Source organism: Vibrio sp. 03-59-1, assembly GCF_013114135.1.
GTDB lineage: Bacteria > Pseudomonadota > Gammaproteobacteria > Enterobacterales > Vibrionaceae > Vibrio > Vibrio cortegadensis.
In genome coordinates this window covers 326549-349860 of the sequence record NZ_VTYA01000002.1, presented here as the reverse complement: position 1 = coordinate 349860, position 23312 = coordinate 326549, and the positions used below count along the sequence as shown (strand labels likewise).

The 23312-nt window shown below is 42.8% G+C and carries 33 protein-coding genes; 7 read left to right on the top strand and 26 right to left on the bottom strand.

Features of this window, described 5'->3' with window-relative positions; genetic code table 11:
• Positions 1-26 precede the first annotated feature (26 nt).
• The 14 genes from F0249_RS03440 to F0249_RS03375 all read right to left on the bottom strand — a co-directional run bounded on the left by F0249_RS03440 (position 27) and on the right by F0249_RS03375 (position 7398).
• Positions 27-290, bottom strand: coding sequence for a putative phage tail assembly chaperone (locus F0249_RS03440; RefSeq protein WP_171755884.1), 264 nt, complete (start codon positions 288-290; stop codon positions 27-29).
• A complete protein-coding gene (locus tag F0249_RS03435) occupies positions 287-532 on the bottom strand; it encodes a hypothetical protein (RefSeq protein ID WP_171755883.1) in 246 nt (81 codons plus the stop codon). Before F0249_RS03435 ends, F0249_RS03440 begins: the two co-directional genes overlap by 4 nt.
• A gap of 2 nt (positions 533-534) precedes the next feature.
• Positions 535-774 (bottom strand): hypothetical protein, encoded by a 240-nt coding sequence (locus F0249_RS03430; RefSeq protein ID WP_171755882.1) that lies wholly within the window; start codon positions 772-774, stop codon positions 535-537.
• Complete coding sequence (locus tag F0249_RS03425; RefSeq protein ID WP_171755881.1) at positions 771-1262, bottom strand: hypothetical protein; 492 nt, start codon at positions 1260-1262, stop codon at positions 771-773. Before F0249_RS03425 ends, F0249_RS03430 begins: the two co-directional genes overlap by 4 nt.
• Positions 1259-1474: a TraR/DksA C4-type zinc finger protein gene (locus tag F0249_RS03420; protein ID WP_171755880.1), complete on the bottom strand. Its 216-nt coding sequence runs from the start codon at positions 1472-1474 to the stop codon at positions 1259-1261. The genes F0249_RS03425 and F0249_RS03420 overlap by 4 nt, the downstream gene beginning before the upstream one ends.
• Before the next feature lie 12 nt (positions 1475-1486).
• Positions 1487-1942 carry a phage protein gene (locus F0249_RS03415; protein ID WP_171755879.1) on the bottom strand — a complete coding sequence of 152 codons (456 nt, stop codon included), beginning with the start codon at positions 1940-1942 and terminating at the stop codon, positions 1487-1489.
• On the bottom strand, positions 1943-3049 hold the full coding sequence (locus tag F0249_RS03410; RefSeq protein ID WP_171755878.1) for a DUF2586 family protein: 1107 nt from the start codon (positions 3047-3049) through the stop codon (positions 1943-1945).
• 3 nt (positions 3050-3052) lie between these two features.
• Positions 3053-3331 carry a hypothetical protein gene (locus F0249_RS03405; protein ID WP_171755877.1) on the bottom strand — a complete coding sequence of 93 codons (279 nt, stop codon included), beginning with the start codon at positions 3329-3331 and terminating at the stop codon, positions 3053-3055.
• Positions 3309-3695 (bottom strand): hypothetical protein, encoded by a 387-nt coding sequence (locus F0249_RS03400; RefSeq protein ID WP_171755876.1) that lies wholly within the window; start codon positions 3693-3695, stop codon positions 3309-3311. The genes F0249_RS03405 and F0249_RS03400 overlap by 23 nt, the downstream gene beginning before the upstream one ends.
• Positions 3682-4206 carry a phage tail protein gene (locus F0249_RS03395; protein ID WP_171755875.1) on the bottom strand — a complete coding sequence of 175 codons (525 nt, stop codon included), beginning with the start codon at positions 4204-4206 and terminating at the stop codon, positions 3682-3684. The genes F0249_RS03400 and F0249_RS03395 overlap by 14 nt, the downstream gene beginning before the upstream one ends.
• A complete protein-coding gene (locus F0249_RS03390; protein WP_171755874.1) occupies positions 4203-4670 on the bottom strand; it encodes a head completion/stabilization protein in 468 nt (155 codons plus the stop codon). Before F0249_RS03390 ends, F0249_RS03395 begins: the two co-directional genes overlap by 4 nt.
• Positions 4671-4786: 116 nt before the next feature.
• Positions 4787-5515: a phage terminase small subunit gene (gene gpM / locus F0249_RS03385; RefSeq protein WP_171755873.1), complete on the bottom strand. Its 729-nt coding sequence runs from the start codon at positions 5513-5515 to the stop codon at positions 4787-4789.
• A gap of 9 nt (positions 5516-5524) precedes the next feature.
• Positions 5525-6529, bottom strand: coding sequence for a phage major capsid protein, P2 family (locus F0249_RS03380; RefSeq protein WP_171755872.1), 1005 nt, complete (start codon positions 6527-6529; stop codon positions 5525-5527).
• The gene (locus tag F0249_RS03375) at positions 6529-7398 is read right to left on the bottom strand and encodes a GPO family capsid scaffolding protein (RefSeq protein WP_171755871.1); all 870 of its coding nucleotides are present in this window, start codon (positions 7396-7398) and stop codon (positions 6529-6531) included. The genes F0249_RS03380 and F0249_RS03375 overlap by 1 nt, the downstream gene beginning before the upstream one ends.
• Positions 7399-7573: 175 nt before the next feature.
• On the opposite strand from F0249_RS03375, the gene F0249_RS03370 reads away from it, so the two are divergent.
• The gene (locus F0249_RS03370; protein ID WP_171755870.1) at positions 7574-9361 is read left to right on the top strand and encodes a terminase family protein; all 1788 of its coding nucleotides are present in this window, start codon (positions 7574-7576) and stop codon (positions 9359-9361) included.
• Positions 9362-10396, top strand: coding sequence for a phage portal protein (locus tag F0249_RS03365; protein ID WP_171755869.1), 1035 nt, complete (start codon positions 9362-9364; stop codon positions 10394-10396).
• 528 nt (positions 10397-10924) lie between these two features.
• Here F0249_RS03365 and F0249_RS03360 read toward each other — a convergent pair.
• On the bottom strand, positions 10925-12553 hold the full coding sequence (locus F0249_RS03360) for a methyl-accepting chemotaxis protein (protein WP_171755868.1): 1629 nt from the start codon (positions 12551-12553) through the stop codon (positions 10925-10927).
• A gap of 290 nt (positions 12554-12843) precedes the next feature.
• Here F0249_RS03360 and F0249_RS03355 point away from each other — a divergent pair, with 290 nt between their 5' ends.
• A complete protein-coding gene (locus tag F0249_RS03355; protein WP_171755867.1) occupies positions 12844-13095 on the top strand; it encodes an ogr/Delta-like zinc finger family protein in 252 nt (83 codons plus the stop codon).
• Here the strand turns inward: F0249_RS03355 and F0249_RS03350 are convergent.
• Complete coding sequence (locus F0249_RS03350; RefSeq protein WP_171755866.1) at positions 13090-13311, bottom strand: hypothetical protein; 222 nt, start codon at positions 13309-13311, stop codon at positions 13090-13092. The two genes, F0249_RS03355 and F0249_RS03350, sit on opposite strands and share 6 nt — an antisense overlap.
• A gap of 173 nt (positions 13312-13484) precedes the next feature.
• On the opposite strand from F0249_RS03350, the gene F0249_RS03345 reads away from it, so the two are divergent.
• On the top strand, positions 13485-13745 hold the full coding sequence (locus tag F0249_RS03345; protein ID WP_171755865.1) for a hypothetical protein: 261 nt from the start codon (positions 13485-13487) through the stop codon (positions 13743-13745).
• Between the two features lie 20 nt (positions 13746-13765).
• Here F0249_RS03345 and F0249_RS03340 read toward each other — a convergent pair whose 3' ends face one another.
• The 9 genes from F0249_RS03340 to F0249_RS03300 form a co-directional block, all read right to left on the bottom strand.
• Complete coding sequence (locus F0249_RS03340) at positions 13766-16489, bottom strand: replication endonuclease (RefSeq protein ID WP_171755864.1); 2724 nt, start codon at positions 16487-16489, stop codon at positions 13766-13768.
• A complete protein-coding gene (locus tag F0249_RS03335) occupies positions 16489-16674 on the bottom strand; it encodes a hypothetical protein (protein ID WP_171755863.1) in 186 nt (61 codons plus the stop codon). The genes F0249_RS03340 and F0249_RS03335 overlap by 1 nt, the downstream gene beginning before the upstream one ends.
• On the bottom strand, positions 16671-16901 hold the full coding sequence (locus F0249_RS03330) for a hypothetical protein (RefSeq protein ID WP_171755862.1): 231 nt from the start codon (positions 16899-16901) through the stop codon (positions 16671-16673). Before F0249_RS03330 ends, F0249_RS03335 begins: the two co-directional genes overlap by 4 nt.
• Positions 16901-17305 carry a hypothetical protein gene (locus F0249_RS03325; protein WP_171755861.1) on the bottom strand — a complete coding sequence of 135 codons (405 nt, stop codon included), beginning with the start codon at positions 17303-17305 and terminating at the stop codon, positions 16901-16903. The genes F0249_RS03330 and F0249_RS03325 overlap by 1 nt, the downstream gene beginning before the upstream one ends.
• Complete coding sequence (locus tag F0249_RS03320) at positions 17302-17514, bottom strand: hypothetical protein (RefSeq protein WP_171755860.1); 213 nt, start codon at positions 17512-17514, stop codon at positions 17302-17304. Before F0249_RS03320 ends, F0249_RS03325 begins: the two co-directional genes overlap by 4 nt.
• 2 nt (positions 17515-17516) lie before the next feature.
• The gene (locus F0249_RS03315) at positions 17517-17921 is read right to left on the bottom strand and encodes a hypothetical protein (RefSeq protein ID WP_171755859.1); all 405 of its coding nucleotides are present in this window, start codon (positions 17919-17921) and stop codon (positions 17517-17519) included.
• A gap of 111 nt (positions 17922-18032) precedes the next feature.
• Positions 18033-18314 (bottom strand): hypothetical protein, encoded by a 282-nt coding sequence (locus F0249_RS03310; protein WP_171755858.1) that lies wholly within the window; start codon positions 18312-18314, stop codon positions 18033-18035.
• Positions 18315-18325: 11 nt separating this feature from the next.
• On the bottom strand, positions 18326-18865 hold the full coding sequence (locus F0249_RS03305; RefSeq protein WP_171755857.1) for a phage regulatory CII family protein: 540 nt from the start codon (positions 18863-18865) through the stop codon (positions 18326-18328).
• 111 nt (positions 18866-18976) lie between these two features.
• The gene (locus F0249_RS03300; protein ID WP_171755856.1) at positions 18977-19189 is read right to left on the bottom strand and encodes a hypothetical protein; all 213 of its coding nucleotides are present in this window, start codon (positions 19187-19189) and stop codon (positions 18977-18979) included.
• 91 nt (positions 19190-19280) lie between these two features.
• Between F0249_RS03300 and F0249_RS03295 the strand changes: the two genes are divergently transcribed.
• The 3 genes from F0249_RS03295 to F0249_RS03285 are packed head-to-tail and all read left to right on the top strand — an operon-like array spanning position 19281 to position 22278.
• Entirely contained in the window at positions 19281-19910 is a 630-nt protein-coding gene (locus tag F0249_RS03295) for a phage repressor protein CI (protein ID WP_171755855.1), read from the top strand.
• Positions 19911-19931: 21 nt separating this feature from the next.
• The gene (locus F0249_RS03290) at positions 19932-20474 is read left to right on the top strand and encodes a hypothetical protein (RefSeq protein WP_171755854.1); all 543 of its coding nucleotides are present in this window, start codon (positions 19932-19934) and stop codon (positions 20472-20474) included.
• Positions 20467-22278, top strand: coding sequence for an ATP-binding protein (locus F0249_RS03285; protein WP_171755853.1), 1812 nt, complete (start codon positions 20467-20469; stop codon positions 22276-22278). The genes F0249_RS03290 and F0249_RS03285 overlap by 8 nt, the downstream gene beginning before the upstream one ends.
• Before the next feature lie 58 nt (positions 22279-22336).
• Here F0249_RS03285 and F0249_RS03280 read toward each other — a convergent pair whose 3' ends face one another.
• A complete protein-coding gene (locus F0249_RS03280) occupies positions 22337-23203 on the bottom strand; it encodes a hypothetical protein (protein ID WP_171755852.1) in 867 nt (288 codons plus the stop codon).
• Positions 23204-23312 lie beyond the last annotated feature (109 nt).

Genomic DNA, 23312 nt, shown 5'->3' with positions numbered 1-23312 from the left:
GTCGTCAATCGCCTTGACGTGACGGATTAGTTTTTTACTTCAATTTCCAAGTCACCTTGGAATTCATTGTTCACTAACCCTGCAATTTGCATCACAGCGCCAGGTAATTTCAGCGCATCATCAAGCAGTGACTTGTCATCTTTCACCACAATGCGGCGTAAGTAGTTTGTGGTGGGTGCGACTTTATCGAACGGAAGCGTTTCATTGGTTAACTTGTTGAACGCTTCAAGTGTTGGTTTAAAGCGAATAGCCGTGCCCTTAACCGTGAGTGTGATGTTTTTTTCAGTCATGCTGTATTCCTTTTATTTAAGGTTTCATAGATTCGGTTGAAGCCATTTTCAATTTGACGTTCGACGCGTTCAAACCCGTCTTTGACTTCATCTTTCGTTGCGTAGTGTTCCGCAACGTGAGTTTTAAATTCCGATAGCTCTTTAGTGACTGTGAAGAACTTCGTCACTAATGCAGTCAGTAAAATGGTTAACAGAGTGGCGGCTGCAATCAATACACTCATCCATGCGGGATCTAATGGCATCGCTACTCCCTCTGTTTAGGTGTTGGCACCTCTTTCAAGCGTTTTCCTTGTAGGGATGCAATCACATCATCGACGGTCTCTTGAAGTACATCGTTCGTGGACAATGTCTTGAGCGTATTTAACCCCCAAATGACGCATCGAGTCGCAAAGCGTTCAACAATCACGCTCCAAGCAATCTGTAACACCAAGCCTTTCAGTACTTCCAAAAGGCTTTTGCCCATTACGCCAAGCAGAAAGTTCATGCCTTATCTCCTATCATGGTTTGGTACGCATCAAGGTAATCTTGCTCTGTTGCTTTACCTGCCGAGGTGTTCCAATATTTTTTGGCATAGCGCGCTAAACCTGCCAAATCTTCTGCCTCGGGTATCGCTTCAGGAAAGCGCAGTAAATTGAGCCGCGCCATACAAACAGCATATTGAGGATTCAGTACCATATGTTCCGGTTTTCCTGAGCCAACAAACGCCGCAACAACGTCCAGTAAGTGCGGCCGAGTCTTCGCTAACCATTGTACTAACCAGTGATAGGTATCGGGTTCCATCTGAGTGAAACCCAATGCCGGACCTTTGATTTGCTTGGCATAGGTCAATTGACCCGATTCATGAGCCACAATCATCATGATGAGATTAATGGCCGCTTGAGAGTTGAGTTTGCCTTCCCCACCTGCGGCCATATCTAAATGGTCAAGTGCAGGTTTAATGACATACTCAATAAATAGCTTGGCTAAATTCATAGCTTCCCTTGCTCAATTAAGGTTTGGCAACCAGCACAGTACTGACAGCCCTTTATTACTTCACGTCTTCCTTCTGGAATAAGCGCGTCACATTCAATGCACTCTTTGGCACTCTCTTGTTCCGCCTTTTTCGCTTGGTTGGCGATATGGTTGGCCAGTGCCACTTTGGTCTGTTGGGTTTTAAGTGCACTGGCGCGATCAAGTTCATCCATCGCGCCCTCCAGTTAGCCGATCAAGTCGCGAGTGTCATCGCTGCTTAAGTACGGCACGCCATCGATGTGAATAAAGTCAGCACTGGTCACCACGCCTTTCACTTTGTGCTTTAGTTTGTCCGCTGAATTGGGATCAACATCTAATAGGCTATCAATCATCAATTTCACGCCATGCACTTTGATTTCGAGCTCTTCACCGCCTGTATTGGCATAGAACAAGCAATCATGTGGCTCAATACCACGAAAACTACCCGCCGCTTTTGCAGCTTCAATCAAGAGCTTGAAGTTTTTGGTGTCGAGTTCGTACTCCACATCAGCACTAACGGCCCCATCGGTATAATCGTCTGGCACCCCACGAGTTTGCGCGGCTTGGCTATCGTCTGAGATAGATACACTTGCTTTTTCGATATGAATTAAGATGTCGTGAATATCAACATCTACATTCATGCCTGAGATACGTTTTCCCATTTACGCGGCCTCCGAACTTAGGTCTAACATCAGACCAGCAGTAATAGATTTAGGGCAGTCGAGCGGTGTGGCGGTGATGTAAATCTCAACCTTATTCTTGGTTTTCCAAGTAATGGCAATCGCATTATCCGCTGGGCTTTCAATTTCACCTGGAACCACGATTTGACCAATGGTCGTGCTTTTCGCCATCACTCGCATTGGGCGGGTATAACGCATTTTTGCGCGAGTCGTACTCGCTGGCGTGCTGTTGAATGAGCGGTCACCAATATCAGCAATCGCAATCAGACGAACACGGCGAGCAATCTTGTCAATCACGCGGCGATTCTCGATCACTTGGAAATCACCTCCTTCTACATCAAGCAAACGACCATCAGCCCAATAAATACCGTCATAATCTGGGAATTTTGCAGGCACAGACAAGCGGTTGGCTTCTAAGGTTTGCAGTGTCGCAGTGGAAAGTTCAATTCCAGCACTATCAATAGGTAGAGTGACATCACCCACTAGCCCGCCTGTTTTAACGCGCATCGGTGTATCGGCAATGGATACTGCTCGGTTACACAAGCGGCCAGCCAATTTACCAATAGCTTGCGGCAGTAGGTCAGGTACGAGCATCACGCCATCGGCAGCAATGGTATCTTGCACAGCAACCATTTCAGCTTCGTATTCGGACCATGTTTGAGAGTCAGCATCGATACCAGGCAGCGCCAACATCATGAATGTCCAACGGCCATACTTAGCGATCAACTCACGATAAAGTGCTTGAGCTGCCGTCACGGTCGCTTTGTCGGTTGTTGGCACGGTATGCACCACCGCTTCAAAGCTTTGTGTTTTTTGCGCGTCTTTTACCACTTGAGTCCAATCTTCTGGAGCCGTAAGCACATACGCGGCCGCTGACCAGTTTTGCCCTGCATTGACCATCGCAGCTTGCAATGTATCTTTGAGCACACCGTCATCAAGCAATTTGTCAAAATCTGATTGGGTATTCACAGACAAAAGCTGGCCTGCGTTTTGTGTGCCTAAACCTAAATAGAGAAAGTGACGTTCAACTTCGGTCACTGGTCCCTGCATTTGGTTTAGCGCGTTTACGATAATTTCTGGATACGCCACGGTCTACCGTCCTCTTTTCATTTCTTTATGTAGTGCTGCTCGGGACTTCTGTTTATCCACTTGAGCAAATGGTCGTGCAGGCAACTCGGTTTCCCATGACTCTTTTGGTTCTCCGCGCATTTGGCGAAGAATGGCCCCTGCTTGTTCGTTACTTAGGTTGTCGCAAATCCATTTTTGAGTGGGCTTACGAAGCTTACCGATGGGCGCTTGGGGATTGAGGCGACGAGCAAACACCCGAAAGCCTTCTTCTTTTAGCGCCTTAGCTTGAGCCCTTGTTGCCATTGCGTAGTGCCTTAATTGCCGATGCTCTGGTATGTCGCTGACGATGCCCGTAATGCTGCGTGCCTGCGACTCTTGCGGTTGCCGCTTTTCGCCAACCAATCACCGCACGGTTTCCATCGTTACCCGTGACCGTTAAAAGCTTTGCTAAACGAGCCTGCATTTTCTTGCGGCTTTTACCTGCTCGTTTCTGCCAGTTTTTACCTTGTGGTGTCTTCTGGCTACGCTGATTTTTCCGAGAAGTTTGCACTGAACCTTTTGCCGCTGCTTGCAGTAACCGCTTTCTACGTTTTGGCGGCAGTGCCATGGCTTTTAGCGAGTTAAGAACGCCTAGCTCTGACTGCCTATCCACACTAATCTTGATCATCTGCCGTCACCGGACTGGCTGGATTGTTCGCGTTAATCACATCAATATGCTCAGCAGACCAAATTTCATAAGGGGCATTGGACCAGCGTTTGCCTTCCCAGTGGATTTCACCCTTTGGATCTTCGACCACCATTAACGGCTCTGTCATTTCGACTTCTAAGGTCATGATCACGGTGTCGTCACTTTCTGGTTCAATATCAAAGCTTGGGTCGCTTAAGTTATAACGGTCTCTGTATTCATCATGGTCATAGAGCCACGCCATGGTATTGGCCATGACCACCGCAGGGTTTTGCTTTTTAAATGGAAACTGCTCAAAGCTAAATACGGCGGTGTATTCCATCCAACCAATATCACGCCCGAGCCCTTGGTCTTTGGGTGCAAACTTGAGCTGAATATCTTCCATCCAACATTCAAAGTGTTGATGTAAACGCGCATCAATGGTGCTGCTTAAATGCTGATTTAGCCCTTGCAGCATAAAGCCTGCTTGGTATTGATTAATGGGTTCAGTCATAACAGCGCTACTCCACAACGACTACTACCATTCATGGCTCTGATATGCTGCTGACTTTCGGCCAGTAAGCGCTCGGTAATACTGCGCTCGCTTTCAGCAATGCGATCGCCCGCCTCTTTGGTCTGTACGCTTGCAAACTCAGAGACCATGTCGGCTTTCGCTCTGGCAAACACCGCTTTTTCATACAAAATAACGATGCTATTTTTGCCAAGCACCTTGGGTAAACCTGTAAGGCTTTCCGCTTTGTCGATGCCTTCGGCTTGATAGCCCGCTTTCACTAGCTGTAATGCAATATTGATTTGACTGATTGCGGCCGCTAAAGAAAGTGCCACCGCTTCTGCATCCATATCTGCAGGAATGCCACGACGCTTTTCAAAATCACCGGCGTTCAAGTTGGGCCAAAAACCGTCGTTCTCAATTTCAGTGTCTTGGTAGCTATCACTGATTGGATTGCCGTCAAACATTGAATATCCTTAATCGAGGCGCCTCTAGCCACTGAGTCGACGGAATAAACAGGGTGATAAATCACTTGTTCTTCCTCGTCAGTCGAGGCGCGGTGGCATAGGAGTCGTTTTTCTAGCTAGAGATTATCGCCACTCTCTAGCGCTCTCAGTCGTTGGTCGATTTTGTCGATCATCGTTTTAACGCCAATCGCTGGGTGTTCATCTTGAGCTTTGAGCAAGTAGGCTTTGGCTTTCTCCAATCTTTCGCTGTCAGCGACTGAGCCTGCATGTACCTCCCCTTTTTCATTACGAAGAAGGTAAAGCCCTGCGAACTTGAACCACTTAGCGCTGAGTTTTTCAGTGATGGTCCACTTAGGTTTTTCACCATCTGCACTAGGTATTAAATTGGCAAACACATGATTAAAGTACGGTTCAATAGCATGACCGTATGACGCCATTCGCTCAGACCACTTCAGTACTTCATCGGCACAGAACGTGGCAAAGTCGCGCTTGAATCGCTCTGGCGTATCAAACCCGCGTTCGATAGCGATATCACACCACTCAATAGCCGTTTCAAGATCATCAATATCAAAAAGCCAAATCACCATTTGAGCAAATATCGGATTATCGAATTGCTCGTCACCCGCTAAGTACTCTTCAATCGCTTCACGGTATTTCGGTACCAGCACTTCACGTTTATGGCTGACCTTTTCATCTAAGCGGTTGAAGCTCTTTAGCACCTTCAAGTCAGTTTCCAGCTCAGCTAATAACAAGTGAAGACTGTTGGGTTTGGCGACGACATTACTCGATGGCTTATTGCTTTCAGACACCAATCGTTGTCGCGCTCTCGCTAATGGACTTGCCATGCGCTACTCCTAAGCAGGGTCAACAATGGCCACAGCTTCTATAGCCGCGAACTTGTCAAGATTACCAATCGCATAACCCTCAAAACGCCACCACGTAGTTTCGTGTTGAGAACGATCTTCTTCATCACGAGACTTACGGTGCTGAGTGCCTTTTTGCTGAAGGATTTGTAAGTTCTTCAAGTTAGTCACCCATAACCCATCAGCAGGGAAGTACGGCGCGGTGTACGCTTTTTTGCCTGCAATGGTTTTCGCAAGAGACTGAGCCGCTTTGTGCTCGGTTGGCGTATTCGCTGATTCAAGTAAGCGATGTTGCTCAGCCGCCACTAGGTTACGGCCCACGATCACCACCAAATCAGGGTCTTCTTGGTGCGCCTCATGGATCACGTTATTGATTAAGTCGTTCGCTAACGAATCAAGATTCTTATAGGAATCTTCCGCCGCGCCTGTTGGATCAAGTTTCGCAGAAGGTAAGACTTGCGCAGCCGCTTTCTCTTTGGCAATCGTCAGCCAGCCTTTATTCACATCCTGCCCTAACGGGTTATTGTCAGGGTCGGTGGTTTCGGCAATGCTTGTACCGTTAAACCCAATCTTCAGCATATCCAAGCCAAAGTTTTGCGTAATGGCGTTGTTCATTAATTTAATGAACTGACCTTTATCACCCGCATTAGCCCATTGAACGATCAGTTCCCAAGGAATAGCGGCGCCAGAATCGGTTTTCACCAGTTCATAGGTGTTGCCATCAAGACCAACTTGGCCACGGAAACGGCCACCCTTTACACGGCCTGTTAACAATGAACCGGTGCCCACATCGACCACTTGGCCTTTGATTTGTTCGACAGGCGATACGGTAAGCAGTGATAGAAAACCCACTCCAAGCATGATCGCTTGGCGCAGTTTGGTTTCCATTGGAGGCTGAATAGAAAACTTCTTAGAAGAATCACTAACACCTGCCGATTTCGCCACGGCTTCGCTGTAATGTTCTAGGTACTGTTCAGCTAATTTGGTTAAGGACATTAAATGGCCTCCACAGTTTGAGAGCCATTACCTTCTTCACCTGGCTTCTGGCCTGGTATTTCTTGCTCTAGCTTATTGAACTTGGTTGCTAACTCATCTTGTTTAGTAGCAATACCCTGAACCGCAGTTATCAGCTTTGAAAAGTTTTCGCTGTTACCTTCAATGGCTGATCCTTCATCGCCTTCCGGTTCATTAACTTCATTCTCTTCAGGCTTATTTTGATTTTGCTCAAACGTAGAAAAGCGAGTTTCCAGCTTTTCTTGTTTGTCGGAAACGCCTTTGATACCAGCCATTAGCTGATCAAATTGCTCTTTTTCCACGTTTTGTTCCTCTTGTTGAGATTCGTCGATTGAACCAGTTTTGAAATAGCTCATTAACTTGCGAAAACGACTCGGTTCTTTCCCCTCTTCTACATCAGCCACTTCTTCAATTTGGAATGGTTCTGGCTCTGCATAAAAAGAGGTTTTTGAACTTTTGTTGAATTTCAGTTTTTCAGTTCCTAAGCTGCCCGGCTCATCAGTCACTCCCAAACCTGCTAAGTAATATTTACCTGTACCGTCAAAGTCCTTAATATCCAGTTCAATAGAGCAAAAGGCTTTCTGGTCCATTTCATTGGCTTGCATTAACTGTGAATTTGGGCGCAACTTAGCAAACAACCTTAACTTGCCTTGCCACTCTTCAGCTTTAACCGCAACGACATCACCCCAAGCACCAAACCAACGACGATGATCAGGCCAAATACGAGCGGTATATTCATCAGGATTGTAGGTGTCAGCCATATCTTTCAGGATGCTTTCATCAATTTTCCGGCCATCAATTGCATTACCAGCGGTAGCAATTCGAATCCAGTTTGTTTGCAGTTGGGGCATCTTGTTTTCTCAGGTCTGTTAATTAGCTGTTTGCGTCTTAGTGATAATCACAATACGCCTTTGAATCGGCGCTTTCAGCCACTTCAATTCCGACCAATTCGGATACAGGCTATATCCGAACGCATCCGAATTTTGCTATGCAATTTAGGGGGTTGCCTGCGCGTATGATTGGCTCATGGCATATACTTCTGAAACACGACACGCGGCCCGAGCCCTTTATTTAAAGGCTTGGACACCCAAAGAAATCGCTTCCGAATTAGGTTTGAACAGCATCCGTATTCTTTATCACTGGGCTGACAAATACGGATGGCGTGACATGCTGCGCGAGCAAACTATTGATGAGTCGATAGCGCGTAGAATTGAAACCTTGTTAGAGCTGGAAAGCCCAACCAAAGGCCAGCTCGATATGCTTGATAGACTTATCAAGCATCACGTACACCTCAAGAAATTCCGTGCTCAAGAAAAGCAAAACACTGAGCATTCCAACACACAACAGCCACCCTCTTCTTCTAAACCTAAATCAAAATCGAACGGCAAATCTTCTCGCACGACTCAATCAGACGATAAGAAAAAGAAGAAAGGTAAAAACAATATCTCCGAGCTGAGTGAAGAAAACTTTAAGTCCTGGCATGACTCGCTCTTTGAATACCAACTCACGATGCGTGACAACTTGCATCAACGTATTCGAAACATCCTCAAATCCCGTCAGATTGGGGCGACTTACTACTTCAGTGGTGAAGCACTAGAGAACGCCATTTTAACTGGCGATAACCAGATTTTTCTTTCTGCTTCTCGCGCTCAAGCTGAAGTTTTTCGCAGTTACATTATTGCGATTGCGGCTGAGTTTTTAGGAATAGAATTAACCGGCAACCCGATCATTTTATCGAACGGCGCTGAGCTGCGTTTTCTATCAACCAATTCAAAAACCGCGCAGAGTTACCATGGCCATGTTTATGTGGATGAGTATTTCTGGATCCCCAAGTTCGATGAGCTAAACAAACTAGCTTCGGCCATGGCCACGCACAGAAACTGGCGCAAAACCTACTTCTCGACGCCTTCCGCTAAAACTCATCAAGCTTATACTTTTTGGACGGGTGACCAATGGCGTAAAGGTCGTGATACTCGCGCCAACATTGAATTTCCATCCTTTGATGAATACCGAGACAACGGCAGGCTTTGCCCAGATAAGCAGTGGCGCTATGTAGTGACCATTGAAGATGCCGCAGCTGGCGGTTGTGAACTTTTCGATATTGACGAGCTGCGTGATGAATACAGCAAGGACGACTTTGAAAACCTGTTCATGTGTGTATTTGTCGATGGCGCCACTTCCGTCTTCAAATTCTCAGCACTTGAAAAAGCCATGGTGGATATCAGTCGATGGCAAGATTTTAACCCAAGAGACAAAGACCCCTTTTCAGGCCGTGAAGTATGGCTTGGTTACGACCCAAGTCGAACCCGTGACAATGCTTGCCTGGTGGTCGTGGCCCCACCGATTGTTGCTATTGAAAAATTTCGCATTCTTGAAAAGCATTATTGGCGTGGTTTGAACTTCCAATACCAAGCGCAGCAAGTCTCAAAGGTATTCGAACGTTACAACGTCAGTTACTTAGGCATCGATACCACGGGCATTGGTGCCGGTGTTTTTGACTTGATCAAGAAGAAGCACCCACGAGAAACCGTGGCCATTCAATACAGCAATGAAAGTAAGAACCGCTTAGTGATGAAAATGATTGATGTGGTTGAAGCTAACCGCATCCAGTTTGATGCCGAGCACAAAGATATTGCCATGGCGTTCATGGCCATTAAACGCGCCACGACTAACTGCGGAAATAACATGACTTTCAAAGCAGAGCGTAGCGAGTTAACGGGTCACGCTGATGCCTTTTGGGCGATTTCTCACGCTTGCATCAATGAACCTCTCGACCATTCTGAAAAACGCAAATCAACTTGGCAGACAACTTAAATGACTGAGCAGACAACCGACCTACCCACACAAGACACGTTAGCCAAAGAATCAAACCATGAAGAAAGCATCATGTTTAGTTTTGGCTCACCTGAAGTGATGGATAGAGACTTTACCAACTACGATTACAACGAACTTTTCTACAATGACCAGGATGATTACTGGGAGCCGCCACTCGATAGAACGGGATTAAATAAGCTGACCCGAGCCAATGCTTACCATGGCTCCATTTTAATGGCGCGGCGCAATATGATTTCAGGCCGCTTTGTGAAAGGTGGAATGCAAAAGCAGCAAGTACAAGCCGCCGTTCATGATTATTTAGAGTTTGGTGATACCGCCCTGCTTAAGCTGCGTAATTATTTAGGCAAAGTCGTTGGGCTTTGGCCTGTTCCTACTATGTACATTCGCAAACGTAAAAACGGCGATTTTGCTTTTCTTGAACGGGAGAATAAGCAGCGTACTTACAAACAAAAAGACATCATATTCATTAAGCAATATGACCCAGTTCAGCAAGTTTATGGTGGCCCCGATTATTTAGGGTGCGTTCAATCTGCGCTATTGAGTCAAGATTCCACCACGTTCCGCCGCCGTTACTACAAGAACGGCCTGCATATGGGCTTTATCTTCTACGCGACCGACCCAAACTTGAGCAAGGAAGACGAAGATGATTTAAAAACCAAGATGGCCTCAAGCCGTGGTGTGGGAAACTTTCGCTCGATGTTCATTAATATTCCAGGAGGCAATGAGAAAGGCATTCAACTTATCCCTGTTGGGGACATCGCCACCAAAGATGAATACGAGAAGATTAAGAATGTCACGGCGCAAGAAGTGATCACCGGACATCGGTTCCCTGTGGAACTGGCCGCGATCATTCCAAACGGTGGTACTCGTGGCGACCCAATCAAGTTTGATTATGTCTACAGCAAAAACGAAGTGATACCCGCCTGCCAAATGTTTATGGATGCGGTGAATAATGACCCAGAAGTACCAAAGAACCTTCATTTTGAATTCGATTTAGACAATGAGGCCACGTAATACTCTCAATGATACAGTGAAACGTTTTGCAATTTTGTTTTACGCTTTCAATTCTCCCTCAGCCCTTACCCTATAAGGGCTGACCCGCACACCAAATGATCATTAAAAACAACAAGAGATCATTCAAAAACCTGACGTAAAGTACAAACACCATATAAAATCAACAAGTTACAAAAACAAAGAGATCTTTTGTGATCATCAGAATTTCAATTTATTGCAATTTTTTGCACTCTTCGCAATTTTGTTAGCCCTATTTTAAGCCATTTTCAGAGGAGATAATTCTCTGCAAGCCCCGTTATTCCTAAAGGGCTTGCGCCATGTTGAGGCTTTTATGAGGTGGCTTAATTTCGCTGAAATAAAATTGCGAAAAAATGAGATCAAAAACGTCGCAGGTGGGGAGGAGGAGTGCGTTTTCCGTCACGCAATCGTGCTTTCCGTGACGTTGTCATTCATTACTATAAACAAAAAACGCCTGCAAAGAATGCAGGCGTTTTTATAACTCTTAATTAAACAGTATTGCTGTAATACCTATAACTTGAACGCTCCCATCCTCGATTGAAGATTATGCGCTAAGCTACTGATTTCTTGGCAAGCTATAGCGGTTTGTGAAGTACCTTCTGCCATTTCTGAGGATGCCGAATTAATATGTTCAACGCTTCGATTCAACTCTTCCGATACTGAGTTTTGCTCACTACAAGCTGTTGCAATATGAGTACTCATCTGCGCAATGTTCTCTACCGAATGTTCGATCATATCAATTTGTTCTCCAGCCTCATTCACCTGGTCGACACATGTAGCGATACCACTCTGACACTCCCGGCTTGCCTCTCCCATCTTGATAGTTTTCTCTTGTAAATCTTCAACAATATCGACAATCTGAGTTGTAGACTCTTGCGTTCGCTGAGCCAGAGAACGAACTTCATCAGCTACCACAGCAAAGCCTCGCCCTTGCTCTCCAGCTCTGGCTGCTTCTATTGCAGCATTCAGTGCTAATAGGTTCGTCTGTTCCGCAATACCTCGAATAACATCGACAACCACATTGATGCTACTTGAACTATTTTCTAGATCACTCGCTAATTCATCTGTATTTTGTATTGTTTTAGTGACCTTATCGATTTCTTGGATTGTTTTATTTAAAATCTCGGTTCCGTGCTTTGCAACTTCAGTTGCTGAGTTTGCTGAGGTTGCTCCACTTTCTGTATTCTGTGCCACCTCGTTAACTGCAGCCTGCATTTCTGTCATAGCTGAAGCAACAGAACTCAACTCTAATTGTTGATTTTGCATTCCTGAAGCCGTTTGCGCTGATATTGCACTCACCTCTTCCACTGCAGCTGTTAATTGAATTGTTGAATCACTAACTTCTGATACTAAAGAATGCAAGTTGTTCTGCATTAATACTAACTCTTTAAGCAAAGTTCCAAGTTCATCTTTAGTTAACTCTTTTTCATCAATTGTATTATTCAACTGACCTTTAGCTATCTGAGAAGCAAACCACAATGCTCGATTAACCGGTTTACAAATTACTCGAGATAAAAGAACTGATGAAAGAATTATCATACAAATAATGACTAATGAACCAACAGCAGCAGTAAGTTGAGTCGACTGAGATTCACTTTGTACTTCCGCTTTTATCTTACTTATAAGCTCATCATTTAAGCTAAGCGTATCGTCTAAACTATTAAGAGCTTTTGCATATGTCGCAAAACTAGACAAAACAATTTCATTGGCTTTTTCTGCATCACCTTGCGCAAGTAAAGAATTATATTGCTGCGTTTCGGAAATATAACTATTCCATGTGTCTTTAAATACTTTAAAAGAACGCTTTTCTTGTTCACTCAGCGCTAGAGCTTCATACGACAAAATACCTTGTTGAACATTTTTCCTCCACTGCTCAAGCCCCTCTATCCATTCCGCAATTTTGGGATGCTTTGCATTTGGCAGAAGCGAAAATTCATCTTTACGAACTTTTGTAATATCAACTTGAATGCCTTTAAGCAATGCCACCGACGGCAAACTTTTATCGGTTAACATCGCTGTATTTTTATTCAGAGATAATAGACTCGACATCATTACTACAGCAACAACTGAAAAAACCAAAAAAACAGCTAAATAACTCAACCAAATTTTCTTTACTACACTTAAATCTTTAATACTCATTAATGTCTCCACACTCATTAACGCCATGACTAACGGCGTAATACCTACCTTAAAAATCATATAATGAGAACGAAACCGTTACCCTCACCAATCGATCACAAGGTAATCGATTGCTTATTGGATAAACATCAATTTAGTGTCAAAGTGATACTTTTGACCACTTTTTATTAGAAATATGATGGTTTTTTCTTTATTTTTTTGAGTAAAAGCTCTACACATATTACGCAGTATAAAAACGCACCATAATTTAGTACTATGAACCTGTCAGTCAAATAGGTTCATGGTGTCATATGAGAGTAGTTTGCCCAGAGTGCGGTGAGAAAGCCCGCATACAGAAATCAAACCGTATTTCAGCGAGTTATAGCGACTTATATTGTAGTTGTAGTGACCCCGAATGTGGCCACTCTTTTGTGATGAACCTAACCTTTAGCCATACTCTTAGCCCTTCAGCTAAGACAACTTCTCAGTTAGCTTTTGAAATGATAAAAGCTCTAGCACCAGATCAACGTACAGAGCTAAAAGAGCAACTTTCCATCCTATAATTTAAACTCTGAACAATCGACGTTATCAGCCAGTTCGATTAGCTGCTTAATCGAACTGAGACTCTCCGGTTTCAATTCTTCTCTTTGGTCTGCGACCAATAAACTCATCATATAAATACCAATATCAGCACGGCTTTCACCTTCTGTGCTGAGTGCTACAGCATCGATGATAAATTCCATTGCCTGTAAAAATATGTCTTTGTCTTTTAATGACATAGCCCTACCTCAAACCAAAATACTGTGTAAATATACAGTATTTTTATTGTAATTACCTCACAGATATCACTATCTATGACATCGATTTCACTTTATTTAGGTTTTCCTCTTTACCTAATAAGAGCTTAGGAGCATATTTATCACGTGATAAATGACAAAATTGGAGTTACAAAATGGACCGTATTGGAAGAAGTAAAGCCTATGACGAAGGCTTACGTTCAAGTACATGTTGTAATCCTTATAATATGGGAACTGCTGAATTTAATGATTTTGAAAGAGGCTGGGTTCAACGTATAAAACGGGGTGGAGGTTATAGCAACAGGCTTATCGATTTTAGTCAGGCACTAACTGATCAATACTTCCCTCGAAAACGTAAATCTCAAATTAAAGTTGAACCAAAATTCAACGCATACGCGAACGCTAAAGGCAAGTGACCGCTTTCTTTTCAATACCATTACACTAGCGGCCAATCATCTGATTCAATAATGCTTCGATATGCTGCCCATGATTTGCGTTGCCGATTACTAGTACTGAATTCTGACAAATCAGGCTGCTCATATTCATAGTCTTCATCTTCCCCAGTTAAAGGTTCAGGCTGTTTAACCTCGAAATCATCTAACCAACTTAAATCTGGCTTGGGTTCGTACTCCTCTACGAGCTGCGCTGGGCGTTTCTTGCCGTGCTCGTCTACCTCCGCAGGGCGGACTCTTATACTGGTTTCATTATCGATACGAATTGAACTGCCTTTTAGCAGCGCGGTTAGTGCATCTTCATCAATATTTGGCGGTAAACCTCCATTAATTGAGTAAGGTTCTAATAGCCGCTTAAGCTGATCGCTAATCTGTACTTTCTGTGGGTGCGTACAGTTATTGACAGAACTCCGAGAGACAGCGGAGCTGTCAGGAAGAGCAAGATCAAGAGCGGAAGCAAGAGCCCCCGCTTCAACATCGTCGGTATTCTTATCTTCTGATTTACTCACAATCGTCCATGTTTTCAAGCGTGTTTTAACCAATTCACCTGCTGCAACAAAACCTTCAAGTTTGCGAACATCTTCACCATGCGGTGAGGCAAATGGCAGCACTTCATAAGAGTTAGTTATCAATAAATCTTCACGCTTAACGAACGGCCCACCTTGCCCCATGATGTAGCCTTTCCAATGCCCGTTATCCGCAGCTTTCATTGTGTCAGCCACAGTGCTTTCATCTGTTTTCATGCGTGGTTGATAATTGGCAGCAATAGCCTCAACTAACTCTGCATTGGTCATTACATCAGCAGGCTTAAACGGGCCAACTAAATGAAGGTAAGACATCGAGTAAATCGTGATTAAGTCACTACGTTGCTGCTCAAAAACATACGTCATGAATGCTTTCTTATTCTGGCTTGTCAAGCGGCGTAGCTCTCGGTAAGTCGTGACTGGAGCACCACCAAAGAATTGAAATTGACGGATACCCCAACAGCTACTCCATGCGGCAACGTTTTTCGCCATTGCTTGAACGGGCTTGCCTGTTTCTTTCGAAATCTCGTCACCCATTGCATAACCGTCGATATTTTTAGAAATATATTTAGCGATGTAACCCGTAGCAGTGCCTTTCTCTGGGTCGATATAACCAAAGTCACAGCGAGGTCGATAATTGAATGGACCTTGAATCGCTTTCTTCTTTTCCGCTCGTTTTTCATTGCGATCAAAAAATGGGTAAAGCTCTTCTTTGTCTTGCTGAATCGCATAACGAATAAAGATGTCACGCACCTTTGCCACATGCTCTGGTTTAACCCAGATCAATTGGTGCCAGTGTGGTGTGCCATCATGATGTGGCTCAGCCACGCGAACCCCAAACCAACGAATCTCATCGCGGCCTAACTTCGCTCGTATCTTTTGCCACACATTATTTAAATAAGTTTGAGCATCACGAGGGCTTGAACCGTTCCAGTGAGGAATAAAGCCACCTTTCTTGTAGCTGTTATGAAATGTAGAAGGCGTGGTAAGGGTTAAGAACAAACCTTGCAGACCAAGCTCATTGCCGATGTCTTCACAACCACGGCAACGAGCCATTAATTCATGACGGCGAATTGCAGGGTTTGAAATACTTTTAAGTACCATCTCGGCCAATTCTGCCTCTTCACCTGTCTCTTCTTCTTTAATTAAGTGGTTTTGAAGGTAATCCCAATTTTTCTTTTGTTGAAATTGGTGGGCTTGAATGCAGCCCCATGAAGAATAAGCTGAAGCGCGATAAGACACTTGCCCCATCGCAATGGCTAAATGTTCACGCATGATTTTGCGGATTTTCTTTAAACGACGAAGCAGCCATGTTTCGCTGACTATTTTTGAAATATCAGTAATGGCACTTTCTGCGGTTTGTTTCTTATATTTACGGGGAGGGCTAATACCAAACTCACGAACAAGCTCTGCGAGTTCTTCATAAATAATCGGCAAAGCTTCATCAATTTCTTCTTCTGTTTCTTTTCCCTGCTGAACGCCAATCAATTGAGTTTTCTTAATAAGGATCGCGGATAGCTTAAACGCCATGTCTCGCAGTTCTTCTTCTTCCAGTTCAGCAAGAATTTTATTCTTCACTGGCTTACTGTTCTTTTCTATCGCTTCAAAATCAAAACTCACTTGTTCGTTTGGCTTATGAAAGTTGCTTTGCTCAGTGTTGCTCTGCTCTTCATCAGCAAAATCGTCACTAAGCGAAGCCACCTTATGAGTGGTCGGTAATTGTTTGTATTGTTTTAAAACCTCACGAACACGTAAGGCAGCAGGCTTCATTTTTTCACGAATATATGTATTTGCTACATCACGGCCTTCTTTCTTAAAAAGAGAAACATAACGGTTGGCAAAGTACTTGGTTAGATAAGAAGGAAGATCAGAGAAGTGACCAAACAACCATTCACTATCATCAGGGCTTGCTTCATAAAGCTTGCGCTCAACAACAGAAAGGTTTTCTGGTTCGCGATCAAAAACACGTCTGCTAGATAGCACCATATCACTAGCAACAGGCTGCAATTCTTGATCACACCCTAGCCACTCTAAATATGTTTCCTGTGCTTTCTCTTGTTGCAGTTCACTGTATTCAAGACTATGAACATCAATATCTTGGTTCCACGCAACAAGACGCTCACCCGAAGTTAGTAGCTTCTTAGATGAACGTCTTTCTTTTTTGGTGGCGTAATTGGATGTCATTAACCTTCATCCAAAAAATCAGCAGGGTTACGAGTAATTTTCAGTTGAACTTGAAGCTCTTCATTACCAGTAAGTAATGTGCCTAATAGCACTTCATTATCTGGGTGGCCTCCTGCAAGCATCTCTGCAATTAATATCTCAATGTAATCTGGTGCTTCAGCTGCGATTTTCATTCCTTCACTCATAACTCACTAAACTCCTGTGTATCCATAATCATGTGTCCACCAGTGTTGTTGCCCTTGACGAGCACCCCATTCATTACGTGTTTGCAGTTGAACAACTCACAAGCTGTATCAATGGCGTTCTCTGGTAAATCGAACTCACCTAACTGCACATTCATCACTTCTGATGTTTCAGCATCGCGAACCACACCGCCGCCACTGTTTAAAGCTACTGCTACATAATTCAGCATCAGCATGCCTCCAAAGTTGGATAGCCATGTTCTGGTTCACAGTCGCGCCACCACATCTGCATTGATGCGTTTTGGCTAACACTACGAACACAAGCAGACACATAGAAAAGAGCACGAATTGCGCCTAAAGCTTGGAGTTCCATTGATTTGTCATCAGAAGATTGGCTGTAAACCACTACCCAGAAAACCCACCAAGCGGTGATAAAATCTTCTAGGCATAAACCTTGTTCGGTGCCATTTACGTTCACCAACATGGCGCGAATGGAATCAAGCTCAAGCATTTCGCCCTGGCTAGATTCGACTGTTTTGAATACACGAAGAAATTGTTCAATTTTGCGAGTAGTGAAACCTTCGCCATTAAGGCCATGCTCTAAATCTTTGCGAAATACGGTGATGATGCTCATGCTCCCACCTCTTCGATATCAGTTAAATATTGGTTAGCTTCCTCAATAAAAACTTGGGCGCCTTCGACTGTCATTTGCGAATCAGAGATTGTGACCCCAGATTCACGCATTACGTCGTAGCTAGCCTCAATGCAATCGCACGTTTCTTGTAGTCGGTCTCTTAGATACTCAATCAACTGTTGTTCTCTAGAGTTAGTTCCTTGGCTCATATTCACTCTCCCACTACAGACAAACAGTACTGCTCAAATTGATAAAGCTCTTCATCATCAAAATGGCCTAGATCACGCAGTGCCAGCATTTCAAGAAACAGACGGCGGTTGCTCATGTCTAAGTTTGCCCAGTGATGAAGTTGTGATATTTGCTTGATGTGACCACTGCGGTACCAGCTAGGGAATGAATGACCAAAGAAGAAACGAGCGCGTTCACATTCCATAGCTTCTTTAATATCTGCCAACACTTCAGACTGTGGGCGATGCGTTTCAAGTGGTTGCTGTTTCTTTCCAATGGCGTCCAAGTGGCATAACATTTCGTGTTGCAGCTCTGTGCTGCTTGATTTAAAGCGTCCTAAGATCAGCTCGGTAGACTGTTCAAGAAGGTGCATTTCGAGACTACTCATACTCAAATCCTCAAATTTTGGATAAAAAAATCCCTCCCTCAATCGGCTAAGAAATTAAGAGGGATACGGGCAAAATGCCCAATGGCTAGGTTGGCTTAGTAAATCGGGTTGTTAAGACCAGCGTTCAATCACGCTATTGGCCTCTAATTCAATCTTTCGAATCTGTTTCGATAGACGAATTTGCTCGGTGATGCTGTCGCTATTTCTCTCTTGTGCTTGTAACTTGGCTCTGGTTTCACGAAGTGAGGCTAATTGGCGATCACGCAGCTCTTTGCGAGTGCGCTGTAAAAAAGTTAAACCACGTTCTTTTTGCTCTCTGGTTAAAGAGTAAGAAGCCATATCAGGACATGGCTGATGGCATGGGTTTTCTAAAGTTTGAATGGCAACTGACATGAGTAATTCCTCTAACTTAAGCCTGGAATGGGTGCACCGTTGGCGATGAAATCCACGCCCATACTTAAAAATGGGGTTACGCCTGTCGTGCGGTTTTCTACATCGGAAATCAAAAGCACGAGATTGCTGATGCTTGCCTGTGCTTTTTTAATAATGGTGTGCTTGTGAATTCGGGTTAGCCTGCTCGTTCCTGCGTGTTCTAGTGCCAAGCGAGACAAATCACCAGAATGTATTGCGTTCTCTAGTGCTCGTTTAATGAAAGTTTCTTCATTCGCATCATCTGGAATTTGTGCTGTGACAACTCCGAGGCCAAGCAAAAGGCTATTAAGAATGGTGTAGTTGCCGCTTGCTTTCGTGATCACCACTAGCTCGACACAAGTCAGCACATGCGGCTGTTCTGGATTAAGCTTGTTACGTAGCATCGTGGCATTCATATCAGTGGCTTTTGCTAACTTGGTCATATTCTCCGAGTTCGCAAATGCACAACACGCTTCGTTAAATGCCTTTTGTTTAGAGCCACGGAATTCGCACATTGAGTCAATTTCATTCATAACCAATACTCAATTGAAGATAAACGGAACGAAAACGAATCCCCAACCAAGAATATTAAGCCACAACGGGCAATACTCTTTGGTGGGAATCAAGGAGGATAAGCGCATGACCTACCCCATGTTTTCCATTGCTTCACGAGTCGCCAATTCAACTAAGGCGATGATATTGATTAGGGGAGTTTCCTTACCTTTTGCTTTCTTTTTAATAGGTAAGCGACCATCTGCTACCCAATCCATGATGGTACGTTTTGGCATACCAGAGAACTGAGAATATTGATCGTAAGTCATGAAAGGCGTATTTAGGACTACTTGATATGAGAGCATAGTGATATCCTGTTTAGTCATTGAATGTTTTACTTCGGAATGTAGAGTTGCAGCTCAACATTCACCCTTGAGCAAAGATATTAGATCGTTTATGCGTGAATCACAAGACAAAATACACCCTAAAGCATACATTTCTGGCCGAGATGTTACCGAAAGATTGAAGGAAGTCACAGGAACACGTGATTTTCAAACGCTTGCAGAAGTACTTGAAGTATCTAAATCCACTATGTCAACGTGGCACCAACGGAATTTAACACCTTACGAGGTGATAATTCGCGTTCATTTGCACACTGGAGCATCCTTGGAATACTTGATATTAGGCGAGGGTTCTCCATTCCCTGATAAAACAACGCAAAAGCATACTTCCAAGAAAAATGAGCCCAAAAATCTATTTGATGTGGATCTATTCTCACTGTCGAATGGAAAATTAGTGGGAAATGAAACGCTGGCTTTTGATAAAAGCTATTTAGACAAGCTTGGCGTTTTAAATGTGATGGGCATCGAACAAGATGGAACTACATTCATTATCGACAAAGAAATTCACCAAGCAGTTAACGGCACTTATCTTGTAGATATGGATGGGTTGTTGTCTCTAAACGACATTCAACGTTTACCGGGTAAGAAACTGGCGATCAGCTTCAACGGTTCGACTCTTACAGTCGAAGAAGATGAAGTAAGGGTAGTGGGTAGAGTTGCGCTAGTGATGAAAAAAAATAATTAATACTAATTGGCTAGGTGTTATATGGAAAATGGATTCATTTGTACTTATCTGTCCCAACGAAACAGACTAAGCATTCAAAATTTACACAAAACCCAAGTTACTGTAGATAAGAATGACGAACCAACCCACATTCAAGGTTGGTGCTTACGTAATGGTTCACCTCGAACTTTAAGAGCCGACCATATTCTTGCAGTACACGATTCAATCCAAGAAGCAGAAACCTATTTTAAAGAAGCTGAAGCTAAGCTCACCGACGCTGGATTTGAATTTGAGACCGGACGTTCTAAAAATGCTAACCGCTATTCGAGCCCAGAAACATTAGACATCTGTTTTACTGGTTTCAAAAAATCCGATAAAGAAGAATTAATAGCACTCGCTAAAATTCATGACATGCAGGTTCGGGGGGAAGTAACAAAACACTTAGATATTTTATGTTACGGTTACAACGCAGGCCCCAAGAAGCTAGAAAAAGCGATGTCACAAGGTGTCATGATTCTAAACAAACTCCAACTCGAAGCAATGATTGAAACAGGCGAGATTCCTGAAGATATTGAACATGAATAAATGTACAAACAATATAAATAAAATTGCTTTTTCTGATAAAGAATGGGCTCTGATTCATCTTAAACAGATTAACCTTTTTATTGGCCCAAACAATTCAGGGAAGAGTCGAAAATTACGAGAAATATTTTCAAACGACGCGAATAATTGGATTATTGAAACCTACGCACTACCTATTCTTGATATTATCAAAAAAGCAAAAAAAAGAGCCGAGCATACACTTACGAAATTCGAAAATGAAGAACCATATTTAGATACCCGTAACATAAAAAAAGCCATTGACTTTTTAATTAAAGAAAACAAGCCAATAAATATATATAAATTAAGTTACCGTATTCTCACCCTAGCTAATTATAATTCTATAGAAGATTCCGACATTAAAATATTAGATAGTCATTTAATAACAGAATTAAACGACTCTTCTAACGAAAAGGCTATCGAGGAATATGATTCCCTAAATAGTATCCTATGGCAATTTTCCTATATACCGACTTTACGTAGCCTTCGAAATTTAGAAAGTCATTTAGACTCCCATGAAGATTTATTTTCAATACGAACAATAAAAGATTATTTTAATAAAAGCAGTAATCTAGGCCAGATTTTTACTGGTTTTACATTATATCAAGATTTAACAAAACACCTACTTGGCACACATGAACAGCGAAAAAAAATCAGACGATATGAAGAGTATTTATCATCAAACTTTTTCTTTGGTCAAGATATCTCATTAGTCCCTATGGTTGGTAAAGATGTTGTATATTTCAAGGAAGGGAATCAAGATGAGCGCCCCATCTATGATCTTGGTGACGGTATTCAATCTATCATCATTTTAACTTTTCCAATTTTCATGGCTGAAAAACCTACTATATTCTTTATTGAAGAACCCGAACATTACTTACATGCAGGTTTACAGAGGACACTGATAGAGACCTTTGCCCAGCATGAAGAACATATTTTCTTTATGACCACGCATTCAAATCACCTATTAGATCTAGCGCAAGAACGTGATGATATGTCGATCCAACAAGTTCGCAAAGAAAATGATGAGACAGTAGTCACTCCAACTCAAGAATATAGTCAGTTACTTGATAGCTTAGGAGTACGAGCTTCATCCGTATTACTAGCAAATTGCTCCATCTGGGTTGAAGGTGTTACTGATAAGCTCTACTTACGAACATACATGAAAAAGTACATCCAAGAACTTCGAGATTCAGGAAATACTCAAGAAGCTAATAAACTAAATAGCTACCATGAAAATCTACATTATGTATTTACAGAATACCAAGGCAGCAACATTACCCACTGGGCATTTGGCGATGAGGTAACTGACGAACAAACTCCTGCTAAGAAGCTTAATAAAAACATCCTATTAATTGCGGATGCTGATATTGATGGCAAGGGAAATAGAACCGAAGAGTTAAAAGATGCTTTAGGTGATAGCTTTTTACTACTTGGTTGGAAAGAAATCGAAAACTACATTCCACAAAATATATTAATCGAAACTGCAAAAAAGCGATGGGAAACATTCACTCAACGTGACGGATGTTCTATTGATCGTTTTAGTAAAATCGCGGACAAAATATTTGAAAAGGAAAAGGAAGGCATTGGCCGCATACTTGAACCTTATGTAACTAAACCACAAGGATTAGATCGTAAGTTTTACGGTGATAAATCAGGAACCATCAAGGACAAAGTTAAGTTTTGCCATACTGCAATTAAAGTGATGGACGAACAACACTGGGAGCTCACTCCTGAATTAAAAACCTTGTGCAAGCAAATATGGGGTCACATTGAGGAGCACAACTAATGGAAGAATTAATATCTATAATGTAATAATTAGCCCCGAAAGGGGCTTTTACTTAAGTTCATTCGACAACTTCAACGTCGTTTACAACATTCATCTTTCTAAACGAAAGGTACTTTGTAAAACCAGTACTAATAATTGCTTTGTTGTTTTCTGAAAATCCGAGGTGGCCGACAATAATGACATCAGAACCATCAAGCTCGGCCACTTCCTTTAACTTAAAATTTGTTAATATTTGGTCTTTCAATGATGCCGTTAAGCTGATGCTTGGCTCTTTCCTATAATCCCCATAATTGAGCCAAAGTGTCCCTTTCTTATCAATGTTAAGGTTATTTATTTCACCCCAAAATATATACTCTTTTCCAAGGTGCTCTCTAGTAACATCCGAAATAGGCACTAAAAAATCAGCCAACACGCCATCAATAATGGCCCGCCCACCATCAGTCACTATCTTAATCGTCTGCCCTTTATCTGCATAGTTTGGATTACGACATAGATTAGTGAGCAACGCCCTCAGTGACTTATTTAATGGAAAACCACTACCATTCCCTAGCCCTTTAGACTGCTTAGAGCTCCCCCACGTTGACTCTTCGTCACCATGCTTTCCATTATCGGTTGATATATAAAGTGAACTATTATTAGCTTTATCCAAATCAACTTTGATATCAGATGTGGTATCACCATCACCTTCTTTGTCTTCATCAGTTTCATCCGGGTTAAGCATGACTGTTGAAGCATCGCACCCCTCGGCATGCCTTGCACCAAAACATGCCATGCGATCCACTTTTGCTGTTTTGTAACCTTTTACAAACCACGCCTTTCGAGTACATACAGAGCAATCAATTAAGCCTCGATATTTATCTGGGTCAGCTTCATAATCTTCAGTAGTACAACGGCTTCCATCTTCTCGAAAAGTACAAACAATCATAAGCACTCCAACTTATTGATATCTTATCTAAAAGTTACCAGTTGCATATTCTCTGTAGCAATTTGCAATTGTATATACTGTGACAACGATCTTTATTCAACTTGTTTAT